Genomic DNA, 17083 nt, shown 5'->3' on the forward strand with positions numbered 1-17083 from the left:
TCTTCTTCGGCATGCTGCTCATCCTCCTGGACTCAAACAGGAGCGGCATCAAACCTGGGGCGCTTCAAGGTGGCTCGTGGCCTTGCTGAGGATGGGTGTTGTCGAGACACCAACTCAGAAGGACACGAGCCGTGAGCGAGCCTACGCGGCCGCAGCAGACGCATGAGCGTGACGCTGCGAGCCTGATCTTCAACCTGCCCGGATACGAGGTGATCGACGCGGTCGATCTGCCGTGTGGGGGTCGGCGGGTGGTGGTCGCTGAGTTTTCACGGCGCCGGCGGTCCGTATCCGACACCCCACGGGACCCCGGCGTCCTCGAGCCGCAAGATCGCCGAGCTCTTCCCGCCGGAACAGCTTCCATGCGAGCCCGCAATGACCTCGAGCAGGGAGGGTCGCACGGGCTGGTCGTCGCGGTTGGATGTCATCGGTGCTCTTCGCGCTCGTGATCGGTGGCAGTGTCAGCAGCAGCCGCGGTTGTCGTCACTCGTGGTGGCGGGATCGGGTCGGTATCGGTTGAGTCGGCCCGTGGTGATGGCGGCGCCGATATGGGAGGCGTCGGCGACAGGGACTACTTCGGCGTCGGGGTGCTGCTCAAGCCAGGGTTTGGCGTCCTCGGGCGAGGTGAAGTAGTGCACCTGGTTGCAGAACGAGGAGCGGATCCGGTACGACGACGAAGACCCTGCGCTTCTACGAGGAACAGGGGCTGCCCCCGACGGCCGAGCGCACCCCGGCCGGCTACCGCGACTACACCCCCGAGACCGCGGACCGGATCGACTTCATCCACCGCGGCCAAGCCGCCGGGCTCACCCACGCCCCGATCCGCCAGACCAGATCCTCGACATCCGCGACGACGGCCAGGCCCCCTGCGAGCACGTGCGCGACCTCCTCGACGCACGTCTCGAAGACATCGAGCAGCAGATCACCAACCTGACCGCGCTCCGCGACAACATCAGCGAGCTCCGGGACGACGCCTCCGACCCGGAGCCTGACACCTGCAGCCCCCACCAGGTCTGCCAGCACCTGTAGGACAGCACACTCGACCGCACCGGACATTGCGGCGGGAACGTTGGTGTCCCAGCTATCCACCAACGATTCCTTGTACTAAGTGGGTGAATCGCTCCAGGTTTCGTGGAGGCCAACATCAGACCCGCGATTCAGGTGATCCTCACGTCACGGACGCTGTCGGGTTCGCCTGCGACCCGGTGAAACGCGCCGTGGGACGGTAACCGCAATCACCTCGACGAGACCACCGTTTGCACGCCGACAGCACATCTTGTGGTCTGGCAGAGAGTCTTGCTCACAACTGCTTGACGCGGAGCCGTAGGGAGTTGGTGATGACGCTGACCGAGGACAACGCCATGGCGGCGGCGGCGATCATCGGGGACAGTAACCACCCGAAGGCGGGGTAGAGAACGCCGGCGGCGATAGGGATGCCGGCGACGTTGTAGACAAATGCGAACATCAGGTTCTGCCTGATGTTCGCCATGGTCGCCTGGGAGAGCTTCCGGGCTCGGACGATCCCGGTGAGGTCGCCCTTGAGCAGGGTGATCCCGGCGCTCTCGATGGCCACGTCGGTCCCGGTGCCCATCGCGATCCCCACGTCGGCGGCGGCCAGCGCGGGTGCGTCGTTGACGCCGTCGCCCGCCATGGCGACAACACGGCCCTCGGCGCGGAGACGGGTGACGATGTCGCTCTTGTGGTCGGGAAGCACTTCGGCCTCGACCCGGTCGATGCCGAGGCGGCGTGCGACGGCTTCGGCGGTGACCCGGTTGTCGCCGGTAAGCATGACGACCTCGATGCCCTCGTCACGTAGCGCTTCGAGGGCGGCCGGGGTGGTGTCCTTGACCGGGTCGGCGATGGCGACGATTCCGGCGACCTGTTCGTCGACGGCGGCGAAGATCACGGTCGCGCCGTTGACGCGGAGCCGGTCGGCCTCAGCCGCGAGAACATCGGTGTCGATGCCGTTGTCGCCCAGGAAGGTGGCGCTGCCGAGCAGGACCTGCCGGTCCTCGACGGTGCCGAGGACACCCTTGCCGGTGGGCGAGTCGAAGTCGGAGACGTCCGGAATGGTCAGGCCGGCGTCGGTGGCGGCGTTGACGACGGCCATGGCGAGGGGGTGTTCGGAGGCGCGCTCGACGCCCGCCGCGAGCCGAAGCAACTCCTCGGCGTCGTACCCGGTTGCCGGGACGATCCCGGTGACCGACGGCTTGCCCTCGGTCAGGGTTCCGGTCTTGTCCACCACCAGCGTGTTGACCTTCTCCGTCACTTCGAGCGCTTCGGCGTTCTTGATCAAGACGCCGAGCCCGGCGCCCCGTCCCACGCCGACCATGATCGACATCGGCGTGGCCAGGCCGAGCGCGCAGGGGCAGGCGATGATCAGGACGGAGACGGCCACGATCAGCGCGTGCGCCATACGGGGTTCGGGCCCGACGACAGCCCAGACGAGGAACGCGACAATGGCCACGACGATGACCGCGGGCACGAACCAGGCGGCCACCTGGTCGGCCACCCGCTGGATGGGCGCCCGTGAGCGTTGGGCTTCGGCGACCATCTGAACGATCCGGGCGAGCATGGTGTCGCGGCCAACCTTGTCGGCGCGTACGACTATCGACCCGGTCTGGTTGATGGTGCCACCGATGACTGTGTCGCCGGTGGTCTTGCTGACCGGCATCGACTCCCCGGTCACCAGGGACTCATCCAGTGAGGAGCGGCCTTCCTCGACCGTCCCGTCCACGGGGACCTTGTCCCCGGGGCGGACCCGGAGCCGGTCACCGACCTGGACCTTATCGAGGGTCACCTCCTCGTCGGTGCCGTCCGGGTTGATCCGGTGGGCGGTATCGGGGGTCAGGTCGAGCAGGGCACGGATGGCCCCCGAGGTCTGCTCGCGGGCGCGCAGCTCCAACACCTGGCCAAGGAGGACCAGGGTGGTGATGACCGCGGCGGCCTCGAAGTAGACATCGACCGCGCCGTCCATCCGGAAGGCGTCGGGAAAGATGCTCGGGGCGACGGTGGCGACCACGCTGAACAGCCAGGCGACCCCGACGCCCATCGCGATCAGCGTGAACATGTTCAGCTTCAGGGTCCGCACCGAGACCCAGCCACGCTCGAAGAACGGCCAGCCCGCCCACAACACCACCGGTGTGGCCAGCACGAGCTGGACCCAGGCCGAGGCCCTGGCAGACACGAGGTTGTGGATCGCCGGAACCAGTTCGGCACCCATGCCCAGCACGACGACGGGGATCGACAGGGCGACGCCAACCCAGAACCGGCGGGTCATGTCCGCCAGCTCGGGACTCGGCCCGCTGTCCGCGCTCACCGTGACCGGCTCGAGAGCCATCCCGCAGATCGGGCACGAACCCGGCCCCGGACGCCGGATCTCCGGATGCATCGGACACGTCCACTCCGTGGACTCCCCTGCTGCCGCAGCCGCACCTGCCTCGGGTCCGGTTACGTGAGCGGCGCCGTGATCGGTCTGATCGGATCGGCCCGTGTGTGTGGCCAGGAAGGTCTCAGGGCTGTCCTCGAACTTCGCCTGGCAGCGCTCGGAGCAGAAGTGGTAGGTCTGCCCGTCGCGCTCGGAACGGTACTGGCTCGTAACCGGGTCCACGTCCATTCCGCAGACGGGATCCTCGACGAGGGGCGACTTGGCGGATGGGTCGCGCTGGAGTGAGTCGCTCACGCCTCCAATATACCCCCCTTGGGTATACGGTCAAGAGCGTGGCGACGCCCTGGCCGGCCGCCGTGACGAGTGGCTGGTCTCAGGGCACGCGCAACACGATCACCTGGTCGAGCTCGAGTCGGAGGTCGTTGGGGTCGCCGGCGACCGGCGTTCCGTTGCTGGTCAGGTTGACCTGCTGGCCGTCTGTCGCCTTGACCCCACCGATCTGGGTCGGAGTCAGGGTGACGCCCCATTGCGTGAACAGTTGGCCCAGCGTGAAGGTCTGCCCGGCGGCGTCGGCCTCGATGTGGATGGTCCCGTCGGTCTCGTGGGTGTGGACCGCCGACATGGCGCCGGTGGTGGGGTCGACGCCGATGTTGGCCGGGATCGGCACGTCCTTGCCGTCGATGACGATCCGAAGCCGTGGGTGGTAGTGCTCGGCTGTTCCCATGGGCCCCAGGTCCAGGCCGGCACTGGCGACCCGCGCAGGGACGTCGGTCGGTGCCGGCCACGGGGGCATCAAGGCCTGATCCGCGACCGACCCGCCAGACTCCTCGGCCCGGCTGGAGGTTCTGTCGTTCGCTGGGTCGCTTCCGCAGCCCACGAGCAGGCCGAGGAGAAGAGCGCTGATGATCTGGGCGGCGGAGATCCGGCGAGGTACTGATCTGCTCCGTGCGTGGGACAGAGTCATGGGGTTCCTTCTGACGAGGTAGCGGGCGGCGGATGGGGCGGTCCACCGAGGCGGGCGTCGTCCGCGCCCGTGTGCGGCGAGATCGGCGTGGCCCGCAGGTGATCTGCGGGCCACGCCTGAATCAGCACCTGGGCCGTGGTCAGGACCCGAGGAGGTCCTCCATCTGGGCGATCTCGGCGGTCTGATCGGCCTCGATCTTCTTGGCCAGGGCGATGGCGTCGGGGTTCTCGCCGTCCTGCTGCTCGGTCTTGGCCATCTCGATGGCACTGGTGTGGTGCTTGATCATCATCTCGAGGAACATCTGGTCGAACTCGGTGCCGGTGGCAGCGCCGAGCTTCTTCATGTCGGCGTCGCTCATCATGCCGGACATGTCGCTGCCGGAGTCCATCCCGCCCATCGAGTCGGCGGAGGAGGCCTCTTGGCCCCAGTCCTGGAGCCATCCGGTCAGGGTGTCGATCTCGGGGCCTTGAGCGGCCTTGATCCTGTCGGCGAGTTGCTTCACCTCGGGGCTGGAGGCGCGGTCCTGGGCCATCGTGGCCATCTCCACGGCCTGTTTGTGGTGCGGGATCATCGACTGGGCGAATGCCACGTCGGCGTCGTTGAATTGCGCGCTGCTGTCGGTGGTACCTGTCGAGCCGGCGGAGCCGGTGTCGCTGCCGCAGCCGGCGACGGTCAGCACCGCCACGACGGCAAACGCGACGAACGTGAGTGTCTTCTTCATAGGTGGATCTCCTTGAATGGTCTGTCGAATGAGGGCGTGCGGAACCAGCGGAGCCACGGTGTTGGTGCTCCGCGAGCTGCTCAGCAGCGCTGGATCGACAGCCTGACCAGGAAGGGCGGGTCGGGGTCCCGACCACGTGGAAGAATCGCCCTGGCAGGTCGGGGCAACCACCACACGACTGGCGCTACTCGTGCCCGTCGCAGGAGCCGCGCAAGGGCCAGCAATGCGGCGCCGAGGATGGCCAGGCACATGGTGCCCATCGCCATCCCACCGCTGTCAGAACCGTGGCCGGAACCGGTGGCGGCCTCGAGCAGATCCTCTGCCTGGTTGCCGACCCACAGGCCAGCATCCAATACGATTCCCGTAGGGATCGCGGCAAAGTCGGAGGCGTCCATGCTCATCGAAGACATCGGGGACGCCGCCATGAGCGCCGGCGGAGCTATCTGCATGCTCATGCCTGCGGCACCATGATCGCTGCCCTGCCCACCACCCAGAGCACTGGCCTGTCCAGTGAGTCCGTGCATACCGAACAGACCGGCGAGCACCACGATCAGTCCAGTCAACCGCAGCGCGTGCTGCACTGAGGTCGGGACGAGCACGGGCAGGGTCACGCCCCGATCGTATCGACCAGGTGCCTGACGCCGGCCGTGGCGTTTCTCGGGGCTAGGCGACATCACCGGGGTCGGGCCGGAGTCCGGCCAAGAGTTTGACCCCCGCTGGTCAGCACGTTGAGGGCGACGAGGCCCACCACTTCGGCGATCTTTCGGTCGCTGAACGAATTGAGAGCCCAGCACCTGAATTGGCTCGTCATCGATCGCTGGTGATGGCCATTGTGGTCGGTCAGGATCGGACGAGGCGGGCGATCGCGTCGGAGGATTCCTTGAGCTTGAGCTCGGCCTCGTGCCCGCCTTGACGGGCGGCGTCGACCACGCAGTGGGCCATGTGTTCATCGAGCAGGCCGAGCGCCACCGACTGGAGCGCCTTGGTCATCGCGGAGACCTGGGTGAGGATGTCGATGCAGTACTGCTCCTCCTCTACCATCCGCTGCAGGCCGCGCGCCTGGCCCTCGATGCGGCGCAACCGCTTGAGGTAGTCGCTCTTGGTGTTGTTCGCGATGTAGCTGTGCTGGTGCCCAGCCTTCGAGGCGGGCTGCTGCTCAGCTGCCGGTTGAAGTTCGGTCATCGCGGTGTCCTTCAGGATATCGGTCGGAGTACTGCACCAGGGTACCCCCCTCCGGTATCACCTATGGTGCTCTCCTGTCGGCTTCTGACTGGGACGTTCCTCGCTCATCAGCGCTGGCTCCCCCTTCGAAGCGAGACCCTTCCTGGCAGTGACGTCGCTTCGGTACGTGCATCCGCAGTAGGGTGACAGCGTCCTCGGCGGCTGGGTCGAACGGATCGCCGGCGGCGCCGTCATCGGCCGCGCCCTCGTCAACGTGATCGACCGGGCACGCGACGGCGTGGTCACCGACTACCTGCACACCGGCTGGTGGCCCACCTTCAACCTCGCCGACACCTTCCTCGTCACCGGCTTCATCGTGGTCGCGCTGCTCCACTCCCTCCCGGAACGCACGAGCACGATGCCGGCGTCGACCGAAGAGGCGACGGAGACCCAGACTTGATCGCCTCCGCGTTGCAGGCAACGGGCCTGTTCCTGGTCACCAACATCGACGACATCATCGTCTTGTCCCTGTTCTTCGCAGCGGAGCCGGAGAACGAGGGACCACGACCAGAATCGTCGCCGGGCAGTACCTCGGCTTCGGCGGCATCCTCCTCGCCTCACTCGCCGTGACCTTCGGAGCGGGGCTGTTCCTTCCCGACTCCGCCATCCCGTACTTCGGGCTCATCCCCCTGCTTCTGGGCGCCTACGCTGCCTGGCGGTACGGCGCAACGGGGACCACGACGACGACGCCGTCGTTAACAAGCCCCTCAGTGCCCTCACAGTGGCCGCAGTCACCTTCGCCAACGGTGGCGACAACATCGGCGTCTACACACCAGTCTTCCTCGCGGTCGGCACCGGCGCCCTCGTCGCCTATTGCGCCGTGTTCCTGGCGCTCGTCGTCGTCCTCGTCCTTGCCGCCAAGTTCATCGCCACCCGCGAACCGATCGCCGAGGTCCTCGATCGGTGGGAGCACGTACTGTTCCCGCTCGTCCTGATCGTGCTCGGCCTCGTCATCCTGATCGAGGGCGGCGCATTCGGCCTTTGACGGCTGGAATGCCACCGCCAGCCCACAGACGGAGACCTGGTGACATTCAACGGCGTCCCGCGAGAGCGCTCAGGATCTGTTCCCTGGTGGGAAGGTCCAGCCGACAGCGCGTTGCGCCGGTCGCTGGTTCGCCGGTAGTGACGTCGAGTCCGTCAATCAGGAGGGTCGGCGACGGATAGGGCCCGACCCGCAGGTCCACCAACCCGGTGTCGCCGGCCTGCGCCTGGCACTCACGCACGAGCTGAACGACGCGATCGACCAGCGGGCAGTCAGGGACGTGCAGGATCCGGATCCGGCCCGAGGGGACGTCGGTTTCAGCGCGTTCTTTCACGGGAGCCGCCGATCAAGTCGGCGAAGGAGCGGACCGATCAGCGACCAGTCGTGCATGCCGAGTCGTATCACCGCCGCTCGGATCCTCCGAACGAGGTGGCGACCCTGCGCGGCGATCCCACTACGGTCGGCATCCGCCTGCTCAACCGCCCGGCGATTGGCCCACCTCGCGCAGTCGAAGCACAGGCCGACCTCAGGGTGGGCACCGAGCCGCACGAGATCGGACTCGTCAAAGGTCTCCCCGCAGCACCAGCACGAGGGTCGATCCTGCGCCGCCTCGAGGCTCTCCGCTCTACTCACTCCTCGATGATCGCTCGCGGCGCAAGGAACGCTCACGGAGTGGCCCGCCGACGCACCGAAGCGGTCGGGTCGGAACCCATCGACGGCCTTCCCCAGGCCAGCGAGCCTGCGACAAAGACCCCGCCGTAGGCGGCGAGCATCCGGCCGAAGTTGGCATCGGACTGCAGGGTTGCCACGAAGCAGTAGAGGCCGAGGGCGATGATGCCAGCGCCAATCCACGTGACCCGCGGTGTTCGCGGACGCCACGTGACGGTCGGCGGTGACCCCTCTCACGGTGTCAGGCGTCGCCTGCGTGTCGGGTGAGAAGGTCCGCGACTCGGTCGTTGATGTGGTCGCGCAGAGGGCGGATCGCGTCGACGGCCCAGCCCTGTGGGTTGGGGAGGTCCCAGGTCTCGTAGCTGACACCGTCGACCTGCGGGAGGTCGAGGCCAGGCTTCATCGCGACGACGACGGTGGCCTTGCGCACGAGGTCTTCAGTGAGCTGGGTGGGGACGTGACCGGTGTCGTCGATGCCGAGCTCCGCGAGGCTGGCAATGGTGCCCTCGCTGGGCTGGTCGGCGGGGGCAATGCCGGCCGAGGCGACGTCGGCCCGTTCGCCTGCTTGGTGTCGGGCCAGGGCCGCGCCGAGGGCCGAGCGACCAGCGTTGTGGGTGCAGACGAAGAGCAGGGTTGGCTTGGTCATCAGTTCTCCATCGTGAGGGTTACGCGCTCGAGAGCAAGTCGGTGTTCCTTGACCCAGGCCTGGGTGGCCATCTGGACGGCGTCCCACGGTGAGCCGAGGGGCGGGGTATAGGAGAGGTCGAGCTCGGTCATGCCGGAGACGCTCATCTCATGGAATAGCGCGGTCGCAAAGGTGTCGACGCGCTTGGAGATCTCAGCGCTCTTCGAGCCAATGAGTTGGGCGCCGAGGAAACGACCCGTGACGGCGTCGCCGGTGATGCGGATCGAGATCGGGGGTGGCGCCTGGGTAGTAGGCCTTGTGGTCGTCCGGGTTGGCTGTGGTCGAGACGGGCGTGAAGCCGGCGGCGATGGCCTCGTGTTCGCGCAGGCCGGTTCGGGCGGCGACTAGGTCGAAGACCTTGACGACCTGGGTGCCGAGTGAGCCTGCGAACGTGACGGATCCGCCGACCGCGTTTTCGCCGGCTACGCGGCCCTGTTTGTGAGCGGTGGTGCCCAGCGGCAGGTAGGTGGTGCCAAGCAGACGGTGGTGGGTGACCACGCAGTCGCCCGCGGCCCCGACGTGCGGGAGTCCGGTGGCCATCGTCTCGTCGACGAGTACGCCGCCGCGCGGACCGGTCTGAGCTCCGGCCTGGACGAGCAGATCGGTGTCGGGGCGAACGCCCACGACGACCAGAACGAGGTCGATGTCCCACGAGAGGGCTTCGCTGTCCGTGGTCTTGCCGTCGACGTGGAGGCCGGCATTGGTCTTGGTGATGCGGGTGACGGTGGCGTTGGTGTGGACGTCAACGCCGTGCTTGACCAGCTCGTCGTGGACGAGCGCGCCGAGCTCGACATCAAGGGTGGGGAGCACTTCGGAGAGCATCTCGACCTCGGTGACATGGATGCCGCGCGTGGTGAGGCCTTCGGCCATCTCTAGGCCGACGTACCCCGCACCGACGATCAACGCGTTCTTGGGCTGGATCCGGTCGAGGGAATCCGTAAGGGCGAAGGTGTCGATCATCGAGTGCAGGAGATGCACACCGTCGTCCGAGCCGAGCGTGTCGAGGCCATCGATCGGTGGGCGGATCGGGACGGCACCGGTGCCGACGATCAGCTCGCCGTACTCAAGGGTGTCGTTGCTGCCATCAGGATTGCGGACCGCGAGGCGCTGTCCGCAGACGTCGATCGAGGAGGCCCAAGTGTCGAGCCGTAGGTTCATGCCGGTGGCTTCGAGATCGGCGTGGGTTCGGTGGGCGAGGTTGCGCCAGTGGGTGACCTCGCCGGAGATGTAGTAGGGGATCCCGCAGATCGAGAAGTTCGGGTAGGTGTCAGCGACGACAACGGTCACGTCGGCCGACGGGTCCAGCTCGCGCGCTCGCAGCGCTGCGGAGATGCCGGCGTCACCGCCGCCGATGGCAATGAGTTTCATTGGTGGCTTCCTTGGTGCTTGAGGTCAGTGGCCGTGCGGAACGACGACGTCGTCCGCCTTGGTGCCCGCGTCGGGATACAGGGCGAGGGTGAGACCAACGCCGACGACGAGGCCGACGAGTTGCATGCCGATGAAGGCCGGGGCAGAGGACGGCGCAATGCCGGCAAAGGTGTCGGAGAAGATCCGGCCGATTGTGACCGCAGGGTTAGCGAACGCGGTGGAGCTGGTGAACCAGTACGCGGCGCCGATGTAGGCGCCGACTGTCGGTGCTGCGATCGCTCCCCGTTCGGTGCGGACCAGCGCGAAGATGAGCGCGACGAGCCCGGCTGTGGCGACGATCTCGCCGACGAGGTGTACACTGGTGACGCGGTCCTTGGTGGAGATGTGGGTCCCGACCTCGAACATCACATTGGCCAGGATCGCCCCGCAGATGCCGCCGAGGATCTGCGCGACTGAGTAGAGGCCGACATCAGTCAAAGACAGCCCGGTCCGCGTCCGTCGGCCGAGGAACCAGTCGGCCAGCGAGACGACGGGGTTGAAGTGCGCTCCAGAGACCGGCCCGAACCACAAGATGAGGACGGTGAGTCCGAACACGGTGGCTGTGGAGTTCTCCAGGAGCTGGAGGCCGATGTCGTCGGGCGAGAGCTGCTGGGCGGCGATGCCGGAACCGACGACGACGGCAACGAGGAGGCCGGTGCCCAGGAATTCTGCCGCGAGTCGCTGCGCAAGAGATTGAGTCACGCAGGGCATCTTGACTGACGCACATTCAGTCAGTCAAACTTGAGTCAATGAGCACTGAGCGAATTGGCGACCTGGAGCGACGGGCCGCGATGCACGCGGCGCTCGGCGACCCTGCCCGGCTGCGTATCGTTGACATGCTGCTGCTCGGCGATTCCTCCCCGTCCGAGCTCGGCGGCCGACTGGGGCTGCAGTCAAACCTGCTCGCTCACCACCTGAAGGTCCTGGAGACCGCCGGGGTGGTGTCACGGCACCACTCCGAGGGCGACCGTCGCCGGACCTACCTGCGGCTGAATGGGAGCACGTTGGACCAGGGCAAGCCCAGCGACCTGGCGCCCGAGCGGATGGTGTTCGTCTGTACCGCCAATTCGGCGCGGTCTCATCTCGCTTCCGCCTTGTGGCGACGAGTGAGCGCGATCCCGTCGATCTCGGCAGGGACACACCCCGCCGACCGCATCGACCCCGCAGCTATCGAGGTGGCACATCGGCACGGGCTGCCCCTGCCGCGGGTCCGGCCCCGGCACCTTGGCGACCTAGTCGCCGAGGGTGACCTGGTCGTGTCCGTGTGCGACCTCGCACACGAGGAGCTCGGCCTGGTCTCCCAACTGCACTGGTCGATCCCCGACCCGGTCCGGGTCGGCACCGCCCCGGCGTTCGACACCGCCTACATCGAGATCGAGCACCGCGTCGCCGCCCTGGCCGGCCGGTTCCGCGTCGCTTCCTGAGTCATCACACGTAGCCATCCGTCCCATCCCCCAGAGGAGTCCACGATGAGCATCCACGCGAACCCCAAGATCACCATGGACCAGCAGGTGGCCCTGAAGTCGGCCGCCACCCGCCTGCACAAGGAGTTCGAGGGAACCTTCAACGCCGAGACCATCGAACGCTTCCTGAACAGCTCCTACGACCAGTTCGCCGGCAAGGCCACGATGCTCAACTTCCTGCCGCTCCTGGCAGAACGGTTCGCCAAGCAGCGCCTGCAGGCGATGGCGAAAATCGAGGGCAAGGGCGAAGGCGGCACACCGGTGGTGCTGTTCCTCTGCGTCCACAACGCCGGCCGGTCCCAGATGGCGCTGGGTTTCTTCAACCACCACGCCGGCGAGGATGCTGTCGCGTGGTCGGGCGGCTCGGAGCCCGGTGACCAGGTCAACGCCGCAGCCGTCGCGGCGATGGCCGAGCGTGGCATCGACATCACGCATGAGTACCCCAAGCCGTGGACCGATGAGATCGTGCAGGCCGCCGATGTCGTTGTCACGATGGGCTGCGGCGACGCGTGCCCCTACTTCCCGGGCAAGAGGTACGAGGACTGGGAGCTGGAGGACCCGGCGGGACTCGAGGTCGCCGACGTACGGCCGATCCGTGACGAGATCGAGCGTCGAGTGCTCGTACTACTCGATGAGCTGGGCGTCGCCGCGAAGTCGAACTGAGCTAACCGACCGCTCCACACACGCAGTCAACAACGCCGCGGCGACGGAGAAGATCGCGAGGATGACGAACAGCCCCGGCAGACTCCCGGTCGCGTCCGCAATCAACGCGCCGAGCCACGGAGCAAGAGCACTGGCCGCGAGGATCGGCGCGTTGAAAACCCCGCTGATGGCGGCAGACCGCTCCGGTCCCCAGTAGTCGCTGACCAGGGTGGCGCCCACCAAGGTAAACAGGCCACGCGCTGCGCCGGCGAGCACCGCAAGCAGGACCAGCGCGAGGGTTGGACCGGGGATCACGGCGAAACCGGCCAGCGCAGCCGCCATGCCGGAGATCACCACGATCGCGCGAGTGCGCGCCCCGAAGCTTCGGGGCATCCCCGGGTACAGCAGGCGCCCGGCGACCTGCCCGGCTCCGCCCAACCCGAGTGCCCAGGCCGCCGCGGTGGACGACATGCCTCGGCCGGTCAGCAGGGGCACCAGGCTCACCAGGGACGCGTAGGACGCGAACGCCATCAGGGTGCCGGCAGTGGTCGCCAGGAGGAAAGTACGGCTGGTCAGGATGTGCCGGTCCGGATGCCGCGTCTCGTGGTGAGTGGCCGCAGTCCGCGGCGACCAACCAGCACCTTCTCGACCTTCGGCCGCAAGATGCCGCCTTCGATCTTCAACTCGGGGCGACCCTTGTAGCGCTTCGCGTCGATCACCCAGATGCCGGCTGCGGTGATGGCGATGTGGTCGATGTTGGCCTTCGAGCCCGGGATGCGTCGGTCATGCAGCACAGCGACCGACTCCGATACCAAGGAGTCGAGGCGAGCGCCGAGACGCTCTTCGCCAACCGCGCCAGTAGCCCACGCCTTCGTGCTCTGCCTCTCCTCGGCAAGGGCCACCGCGATCCCACCGAGCTTGCCCCACTTCTGACGCAGGCGCTCCCCGTCCTTCGCCCTACGGCGTTCGTACTCGCGCCGAGCCGATGATCCCGCGGCGCCGCTGTCCGCATCTGCGCGTTCCCCGATCAACGTCGGGGCAGCTTCCGCACCTTCGTTAGTGAAAGCCTCTCACGCGATCCGACCGGTGTTTCGATGATCCGAACCTGGTGTCGGCGGGGGGTCTGTCCCGGTCCTGCGGATGGCCGAGTCGGCCGGTCTCCACGACCTGCTCGATGACCGGCTGAGCATCGACTCGGCGAACGCGACCGCGAAGACCGCCGCGATCGTCGGCGGGATGCTCGCCGGCGCGGACAGCATCGATGACCTCGACCTGCTGCGTCACGGCGCGATGCCACGGTTGTTCTCCGGGGTGCGGGCGCCCTCGACGCTGGGCACGTTCCTGCGCACGTTCACCCACGGGACCTTGAACCGCCCCGGTGTGTCCGGAGACTTTCTAGTGGTCCGTCTCAGTTTTGATTGATCCCTCGTTGAGGGTGGCTCGTGCGCGAGCGACCTTGGCCAGGATGGACTCGGCTGTCGCGGTCCACACGTAGGGCTTGGGGTTCTCGTTGTTGACCGCGAGGTAGTCCTCGATGCTCGCGACCAGCTCGGGAACGCTGCCGAAGATCCCGCGGCGCAGGTTCTTCTCGGTCAGGTCGCGGAACCAGCGCTCGACCTGGTTGAGCCAGGACGAGGAGGTCGGGGTGAAGTGCAGGTGGAAGCGCTTGTGCCGGGTGAGCCAACGCTGCACGTTCTGGTGCTTGTGGGTGGAGTAGTTGTCGAGGATTAGGTGGACCTGGAGTCCGCGGGGGACCTCGCGGTCGATGGTCTTGAGGAACTTCAAGAACTCCTCGTGCCGGTGTCGGGGCAGGCACTGGCCGATGACCTTCCCGGTGAGCACGTCGAGTGCGGCGAACAGTGTGGTGGTGCCGTTGCGCTTGTAGTCGTGGGTCATCGTCGCAGCCCGTCCCGGTCGCATCGGCAGGGTCGCCTGGGTCCGGTCAAGCGCCTGGATCTGGGACTTCTCGTCCATGCACAGCACGATCGCCTTCTCCGGCGGGTCCAGATACAGGCCGACCACATCGATCAGCTTCTCGGTGAACCGTGGGTCGTTGCTGACCTTGAACGAGTCGACGCGGTGGGGTTGGAGCCCGAGCTCGGACCAGATCCGCTGCACCGTGGCCGGGCTGACCCCGACCCGCTCGGCCATCGTCCGGCACGACCAGTGCGTGGCACCTGGCGGTCTGGTCTTGGTGGTCAGCTCGACGATCTCGGCGACCTGTTCCTCGGTGATCGTGGCCTTGCGGCCACGCCCCGGCTTGACCTTGCCCCAATCGTTGAGTCCGTCGACCTCGAACGCAGCCCGCCAAGCACGCACCGTCACCGCCGTCACACCGTGACGAGCCGCGACCGTCTTGTTGCCCATCCCGTCGGCGGCATCGAGGAGGACACGAGCGCGAACGACCTCGCGATGCGCCGCCGTGCCCGACCTGGCAACCCTCTCCAGCACCTCACGCTGAACCGGCGATACGCGCAACGCAGGCGCTGCAGAAGTCATGGACCCATCGCACGACCAAACGGTCTATCCATTTGCGAGACACACCACTAGTTTGAGACTCCAACGGGCGTTGGGGTCTGGTGGTGAGCGTAGTGAGCAGCCTCTGCCTCGATGGGCGTGAGGTCGTCGCAGTACTCGAAGGGCCGGCGGTGGTTGAACCAGTCGACCCATTCGGCGGTGGCGATCTCGAGGTGGTCCAGGCCCTTCCACGGCCGGCGTGGCTTGATCAGCTCGGTCTTGTAGAGCCCGATGACGGACTCGGCCAGGGCGTTGTCGTAGGAGGAGCCCACGGCCCCGGTCGAGGGCTTGATCCCCGCGGTCGCCAGGTGCTCGGAGTAGGCCACGGACAGGTACTGCACGCCGTGGTCGTGGTGCGCAATCAGCCCGCTGAGGTGCTTGCCCTCGCGTTGCCGGGTCCAGATCGCCTGCCCGACGGCGTCGACGACGAAGCGGCTGGTCATCGTGGTCGCCGTCGACCAGCCCAGGATCCGACGGGCGTAGGCGTCGATGACGAACGCGGTGTAGCACCAGCCCGACCATGTCGAGACGTAGGTGAAGTCCTATGCCGACCTCCGGACTATGCCGACGTTGCTTACGAACGGTTGTGTCGGTGGGACCTTTGGTGCCGGGCGGTCGGCATAGTCACAGGGATGCGAGCCAGGCGAGGATGTCAGGCTCGGGGCGGTAGACACCGGGTTCCACGTCGGGTGGCCGAGTTCGGTCGAGGGCCGCTTGCTTGATGGCCATGTCGGCGTGGAGGTAGGCGTCGGTGCTGTGCGTGTCGGCGTGCCCGAGCCACAGCGCGATGACGGCGATGTCGACCCCGGCGGCGAGCAGGTTCATCGCGGCGGTGTGCCGCAGGGTGTGCATCGTGACGTGCTTACGGGTGAGGCCGGGACAGGTGCTCGCTGCTGTGGCGACGTGCTTGGCAAGACGATGCTCGAGCGCGTCCCGGGACAGGGGTAGTCCGCGGGGACCACAGAACAGCGCGGTCCCGGGCCGCTCGGATCGCTCGGTGAGGTAGGCGGTCATCGCGCTCGCGGTCGTGCGGGTCAACGGGGTGATGCGTTGGCGTCGTCCTTTGCCGGTGCAGGTGACGTGGGCGCCGGTGCCGAGGTGGATATCGTCGATCGTGAGCGAGCAGGCCTCGCCGATTCGAAGGCCGGTTTGCACGGTCAGAGCCAGCAGCGTGCGGTCGCGTCGCCCGGTCCAGGTCGTTGGATCGGGTGCGTCGAGGAGGGCGACGACCTCTTCGGGGGTGAGGAACTCGATGACCGGCCTGGTCGTGCGTTTGGGCGGGATCGCCAGGACCTGGGTGATCGTCGCTGCGTGTTCGGGATGGTCGGGCAGCGCACGGCTCAGCACGGAGCGGATCGCGGTCAGCCGGACGTTGCGGGTCTTGGCGCCGTTGCCTCGTTCGTGTTCGAGGTAGTCGAGGAACCCGGTGATGTTCGTCGCGGTGACGGCGTCGAAGTCGAGCGCTTCGACGCTGACTTCGAGTGTCGCGGTCAGGTACTTCAGCAGCATCCGCCACGTGTCGCGGTAGGAACCGATCGTGTTGCTCGACAGGTCCCGCTGGTTGTGGGAGGCCGTGAAGTAGGTCTGCAAGCTGGCGGCCAGCGCGGTCATGAGGGCTCTCCTTGTGCGGTGCCGGCGTCGAGTTCAAGCCGGCCAGCGGCCAGGGCCATGAGTTCGCCGGTGGCGCTCAGGTACCAGTACGTGTGGGCGGCGTCGGAGTGCCCGAGCCAGGTCGCGAGCAGCGACAACACCCGCTCGGGGTCACCGTCGTGGGCGTAGGCCGCGGTCATGTGCGCGGTGGCGAAGGTGTGCCGCAGGTCGTAGTTGTGCCGACATCGGCACAACCACGATTATGCCGACCTGTTCGTTATGCCGACCTCGGTGAGGAAGCCCTGTCAGAGCGGGGTGATCGCTGCGTAGGTGTCGGCATAATCAGAGGCCCTCGAGGAAGGTCAGCAGCGCGTCCGGGGGTCGGTAGCGGCCGGGTTTGGCGGCCAGCGGTCTGGTTCGGTCGATCGCCTGCTGCTTGTGGGTCATGTCGGCGTGGAGGTAGATGTTCGTCGTCGCTACTTGCTCATGGCCCAGCCAGAGCGCGATGACCGTGATTGGCCCTGACCCCGGACGGTGGACACGGGGTTATGCGGCTTTCTGATCGGCCGCGGTCTGGTTGCAGTGTTGCATCTCGAACGCTACGGGGCTGATCTGTCCGATCGAGGAGTGCCGGCGTCGCCGGTTGTAGCGGTCCTCGATCCAGGCTCCGACGGCCTGTTTGGCTCCGGCCCGGGTGGGCCAGACGCGGCGGTAGTAGAACTCGGTCTTCAACGTGGCGAAGAACGACTCGGCCATCGCGTTGTCCCAGCATTATCCGGCTAATTTCCGTCCGTGGTGGACTGTTGGCCGGTTAACGCTGTCAGTCTCGGGTGAGTC

At 67.0% G+C, this 17083-nt stretch carries 21 protein-coding genes and 5 pseudogenes; 7 read left to right on the plus strand and 19 right to left on the minus strand.

Annotated features, from left to right (window positions below):
- Positions 1-458 precede the first annotated feature (458 nt).
- Positions 459-635 carry a hypothetical protein gene (locus ACYVKX_RS04680; protein ID WP_460829465.1) on the minus strand — a complete coding sequence of 59 codons (177 nt, stop codon included), beginning with the start codon at positions 633-635 and terminating at the stop codon, positions 459-461.
- 44 nt (positions 636-679) lie between these two features.
- Here ACYVKX_RS04680 and ACYVKX_RS04685 point away from each other — a divergent pair, with 44 nt between their 5' ends.
- Positions 680-931 (plus strand): MerR family transcriptional regulator, encoded by a 252-nt coding sequence (locus ACYVKX_RS04685; protein ID WP_460829488.1) that lies wholly within the window; start codon positions 680-682, stop codon positions 929-931.
- Positions 874-1026 (plus strand): hypothetical protein, encoded by a 153-nt coding sequence (locus tag ACYVKX_RS04690; protein WP_460829466.1) that lies wholly within the window; start codon positions 874-876, stop codon positions 1024-1026. The genes ACYVKX_RS04685 and ACYVKX_RS04690 overlap by 58 nt, the downstream gene beginning before the upstream one ends.
- Positions 1027-1297: 271 nt before the next feature.
- Here ACYVKX_RS04690 and ACYVKX_RS04695 read toward each other — a convergent pair whose 3' ends face one another.
- The 5 genes from ACYVKX_RS04695 to ACYVKX_RS04715 all read right to left on the minus strand — a co-directional run bounded on the left by ACYVKX_RS04695 (position 1298) and on the right by ACYVKX_RS04715 (position 6252).
- Positions 1298-3679 carry a heavy metal translocating P-type ATPase gene (locus ACYVKX_RS04695; protein ID WP_460829467.1) on the minus strand — a complete coding sequence of 794 codons (2382 nt, stop codon included), beginning with the start codon at positions 3677-3679 and terminating at the stop codon, positions 1298-1300.
- Between the two features lie 79 nt (positions 3680-3758).
- On the minus strand, positions 3759-4109 hold the full coding sequence (locus ACYVKX_RS04700) for a hypothetical protein (protein ID WP_460829468.1): 351 nt from the start codon (positions 4107-4109) through the stop codon (positions 3759-3761).
- Positions 4110-4488: 379 nt separating this feature from the next.
- A complete protein-coding gene (locus ACYVKX_RS04705; protein WP_460829469.1) occupies positions 4489-5070 on the minus strand; it encodes a DUF305 domain-containing protein in 582 nt (193 codons plus the stop codon).
- Between the two features lie 80 nt (positions 5071-5150).
- Entirely contained in the window at positions 5151-5681 is a 531-nt protein-coding gene (locus ACYVKX_RS04710) for a hypothetical protein (protein WP_460829470.1), read from the minus strand.
- A gap of 229 nt (positions 5682-5910) precedes the next feature.
- On the minus strand, positions 5911-6252 hold the full coding sequence (locus tag ACYVKX_RS04715; protein WP_460829471.1) for a metal-sensitive transcriptional regulator: 342 nt from the start codon (positions 6250-6252) through the stop codon (positions 5911-5913).
- A 253-nt stretch (positions 6253-6505) separates the two neighbouring features.
- On the opposite strand from ACYVKX_RS04715, the gene ACYVKX_RS04720 reads away from it, so the two are divergent.
- Together ACYVKX_RS04720 and ACYVKX_RS04725 are read left to right on the plus strand one after the other, a co-directional pair.
- Positions 6506-6691 (plus strand): signal peptidase II, encoded by a 186-nt coding sequence (locus tag ACYVKX_RS04720; protein WP_460829472.1) that lies wholly within the window; start codon positions 6506-6508, stop codon positions 6689-6691.
- Positions 6688-7276: pseudogene (locus ACYVKX_RS04725) on the plus strand (cadmium resistance transporter). The gene ACYVKX_RS04720 and the pseudogene ACYVKX_RS04725 overlap by 4 nt, the downstream one beginning before the upstream one ends.
- A 46-nt stretch (positions 7277-7322) precedes the next feature.
- Here the strand turns inward: ACYVKX_RS04725 and ACYVKX_RS04730 are convergent.
- From ACYVKX_RS04730 to ACYVKX_RS04755, 6 genes and pseudogenes are all read right to left on the minus strand, one after another.
- Positions 7323-7607: a hypothetical protein gene (locus ACYVKX_RS04730; RefSeq protein WP_460829473.1), complete on the minus strand. Its 285-nt coding sequence runs from the start codon at positions 7605-7607 to the stop codon at positions 7323-7325.
- A 356-nt stretch (positions 7608-7963) separates the two neighbouring features.
- A pseudogene (locus tag ACYVKX_RS04735) lies at positions 7964-8153 on the minus strand (YnfA family protein); the annotation flags it as partial.
- Between the two features lie 30 nt (positions 8154-8183).
- Complete coding sequence (locus ACYVKX_RS04740) at positions 8184-8588, minus strand: arsenate-mycothiol transferase ArsC (protein ID WP_460829474.1); 405 nt, start codon at positions 8586-8588, stop codon at positions 8184-8186.
- Entirely contained in the window at positions 8588-8719 is a 132-nt protein-coding gene (locus ACYVKX_RS04745) for a hypothetical protein (RefSeq protein ID WP_460829475.1), read from the minus strand. Before ACYVKX_RS04745 ends, ACYVKX_RS04740 begins: the two co-directional genes overlap by 1 nt.
- Positions 8720-8780: 61 nt before the next feature.
- Entirely contained in the window at positions 8781-9995 is a 1215-nt protein-coding gene (locus ACYVKX_RS04750) for an NAD(P)/FAD-dependent oxidoreductase (protein WP_460829477.1), read from the minus strand.
- A gap of 24 nt (positions 9996-10019) precedes the next feature.
- Positions 10020-10745 (minus strand): aquaporin, encoded by a 726-nt coding sequence (locus tag ACYVKX_RS04755; protein WP_460829478.1) that lies wholly within the window; start codon positions 10743-10745, stop codon positions 10020-10022.
- Between the two features lie 38 nt (positions 10746-10783).
- Here ACYVKX_RS04755 and ACYVKX_RS04760 point away from each other — a divergent pair, with 38 nt between their 5' ends.
- Positions 10784-11458 carry an arsenate reductase/protein-tyrosine-phosphatase family protein gene (locus tag ACYVKX_RS04760; protein WP_460829479.1) on the plus strand — a complete coding sequence of 225 codons (675 nt, stop codon included), beginning with the start codon at positions 10784-10786 and terminating at the stop codon, positions 11456-11458.
- A gap of 45 nt (positions 11459-11503) precedes the next feature.
- Positions 11504-12160, plus strand: a complete 657-nt coding sequence (locus ACYVKX_RS04765; RefSeq protein WP_460829480.1) for an arsenate reductase ArsC — start codon at positions 11504-11506, stop codon at positions 12158-12160.
- Here the strand turns inward: ACYVKX_RS04765 and ACYVKX_RS04770 are convergent.
- Positions 12122-12670, minus strand: a complete 549-nt coding sequence (locus ACYVKX_RS04770; RefSeq protein WP_460829482.1) for an MFS transporter — start codon at positions 12668-12670, stop codon at positions 12122-12124. The two genes, ACYVKX_RS04765 and ACYVKX_RS04770, sit on opposite strands and share 39 nt — an antisense overlap.
- Positions 12671-12711: 41 nt before the next feature.
- Positions 12712-13041, minus strand: a complete 330-nt coding sequence (locus ACYVKX_RS04775; protein WP_460829483.1) for a nuclease-related domain-containing protein — start codon at positions 13039-13041, stop codon at positions 12712-12714.
- Positions 13042-13198: 157 nt separating this feature from the next.
- Between ACYVKX_RS04775 and ACYVKX_RS04780 the strand changes: the two are divergent.
- A pseudogene (locus tag ACYVKX_RS04780) lies at positions 13199-13501 on the plus strand (IS1380 family transposase); the annotation flags it as partial.
- A gap of 33 nt (positions 13502-13534) precedes the next feature.
- Here the strand turns inward: ACYVKX_RS04780 and ACYVKX_RS04785 are convergent.
- From ACYVKX_RS04785 to ACYVKX_RS04805, 5 genes and pseudogenes are all read right to left on the minus strand, one after another.
- Positions 13535-14638 (minus strand): IS630 family transposase, encoded by a 1104-nt coding sequence (locus ACYVKX_RS04785; RefSeq protein ID WP_460829485.1) that lies wholly within the window; start codon positions 14636-14638, stop codon positions 13535-13537.
- Between the two features lie 47 nt (positions 14639-14685).
- A pseudogene (locus ACYVKX_RS04790) lies at positions 14686-15198 on the minus strand (DDE-type integrase/transposase/recombinase); the annotation flags it as partial.
- 82 nt (positions 15199-15280) lie between these two features.
- Positions 15281-16267, minus strand: a complete 987-nt coding sequence (locus tag ACYVKX_RS04795; protein WP_460829486.1) for a tyrosine-type recombinase/integrase — start codon at positions 16265-16267, stop codon at positions 15281-15283.
- The gene (locus ACYVKX_RS04800) at positions 16264-16500 is read right to left on the minus strand and encodes a hypothetical protein (protein WP_460829487.1); all 237 of its coding nucleotides are present in this window, start codon (positions 16498-16500) and stop codon (positions 16264-16266) included. Before ACYVKX_RS04800 ends, ACYVKX_RS04795 begins: the two co-directional genes overlap by 4 nt.
- Before the next feature lie 292 nt (positions 16501-16792).
- Positions 16793-17017: pseudogene (locus ACYVKX_RS04805) on the minus strand (integrase core domain-containing protein); the annotation flags it as partial.
- Positions 17018-17083: the final 66 nt, after the last annotated feature.

The sequence above is a fragment of the Nocardioides hungaricus genome, assembly GCF_054782915.1.

Coding starts and splice junctions, on each gene's coding strand:
- ACYVKX_RS04700 (WP_460829468.1), bottom strand. CDS start 4,109: ATGGGAACAGCCGAGCACTACCACCCACGGCTTCGGATCGTCATCGAC.
- ACYVKX_RS04705 (WP_460829469.1), bottom strand. CDS start 5,070: ATGAAGAAGACACTCACGTTCGTCGCGTTTGCCGTCGTGGCGGTGCTG.
- ACYVKX_RS04715 (WP_460829471.1), bottom strand. CDS start 6,252: ATGACCGAACTTCAACCGGCAGCTGAGCAGCAGCCCGCCTCGAAGGCT.
- ACYVKX_RS04740 (WP_460829474.1), bottom strand. CDS start 8,588: ATGACCAAGCCAACCCTGCTCTTCGTCTGCACCCACAACGCTGGTCGC.
- ACYVKX_RS04745 (WP_460829475.1), bottom strand. CDS start 8,719: ATGACCGAGCTCGACCTCTCCTATACCCCGCCCCTCGGCTCACCGTGG.
- ACYVKX_RS04750 (WP_460829477.1), bottom strand. CDS start 9,995: ATGAAACTCATTGCCATCGGCGGCGGTGACGCCGGCATCTCCGCAGCG.
- ACYVKX_RS04755 (WP_460829478.1), bottom strand. CDS start 10,745: ATGCCCTGCGTGACTCAATCTCTTGCGCAGCGACTCGCGGCAGAATTC.
- ACYVKX_RS04760 (WP_460829479.1), top strand. CDS start 10,784: ATGAGCACTGAGCGAATTGGCGACCTGGAGCGACGGGCCGCGATGCAC.
- ACYVKX_RS04765 (WP_460829480.1), top strand. CDS start 11,504: ATGAGCATCCACGCGAACCCCAAGATCACCATGGACCAGCAGGTGGCC.
- ACYVKX_RS04770 (WP_460829482.1), bottom strand. CDS start 12,670: ATGGCGTTCGCGTCCTACGCGTCCCTGGTGAGCCTGGTGCCCCTGCTG.
- ACYVKX_RS04785 (WP_460829485.1), bottom strand. CDS start 14,638: ATGACTTCTGCAGCGCCTGCGTTGCGCGTATCGCCGGTTCAGCGTGAG.
- ACYVKX_RS04795 (WP_460829486.1), bottom strand. CDS start 16,267: ATGACCGCGCTGGCCGCCAGCTTGCAGACCTACTTCACGGCCTCCCAC.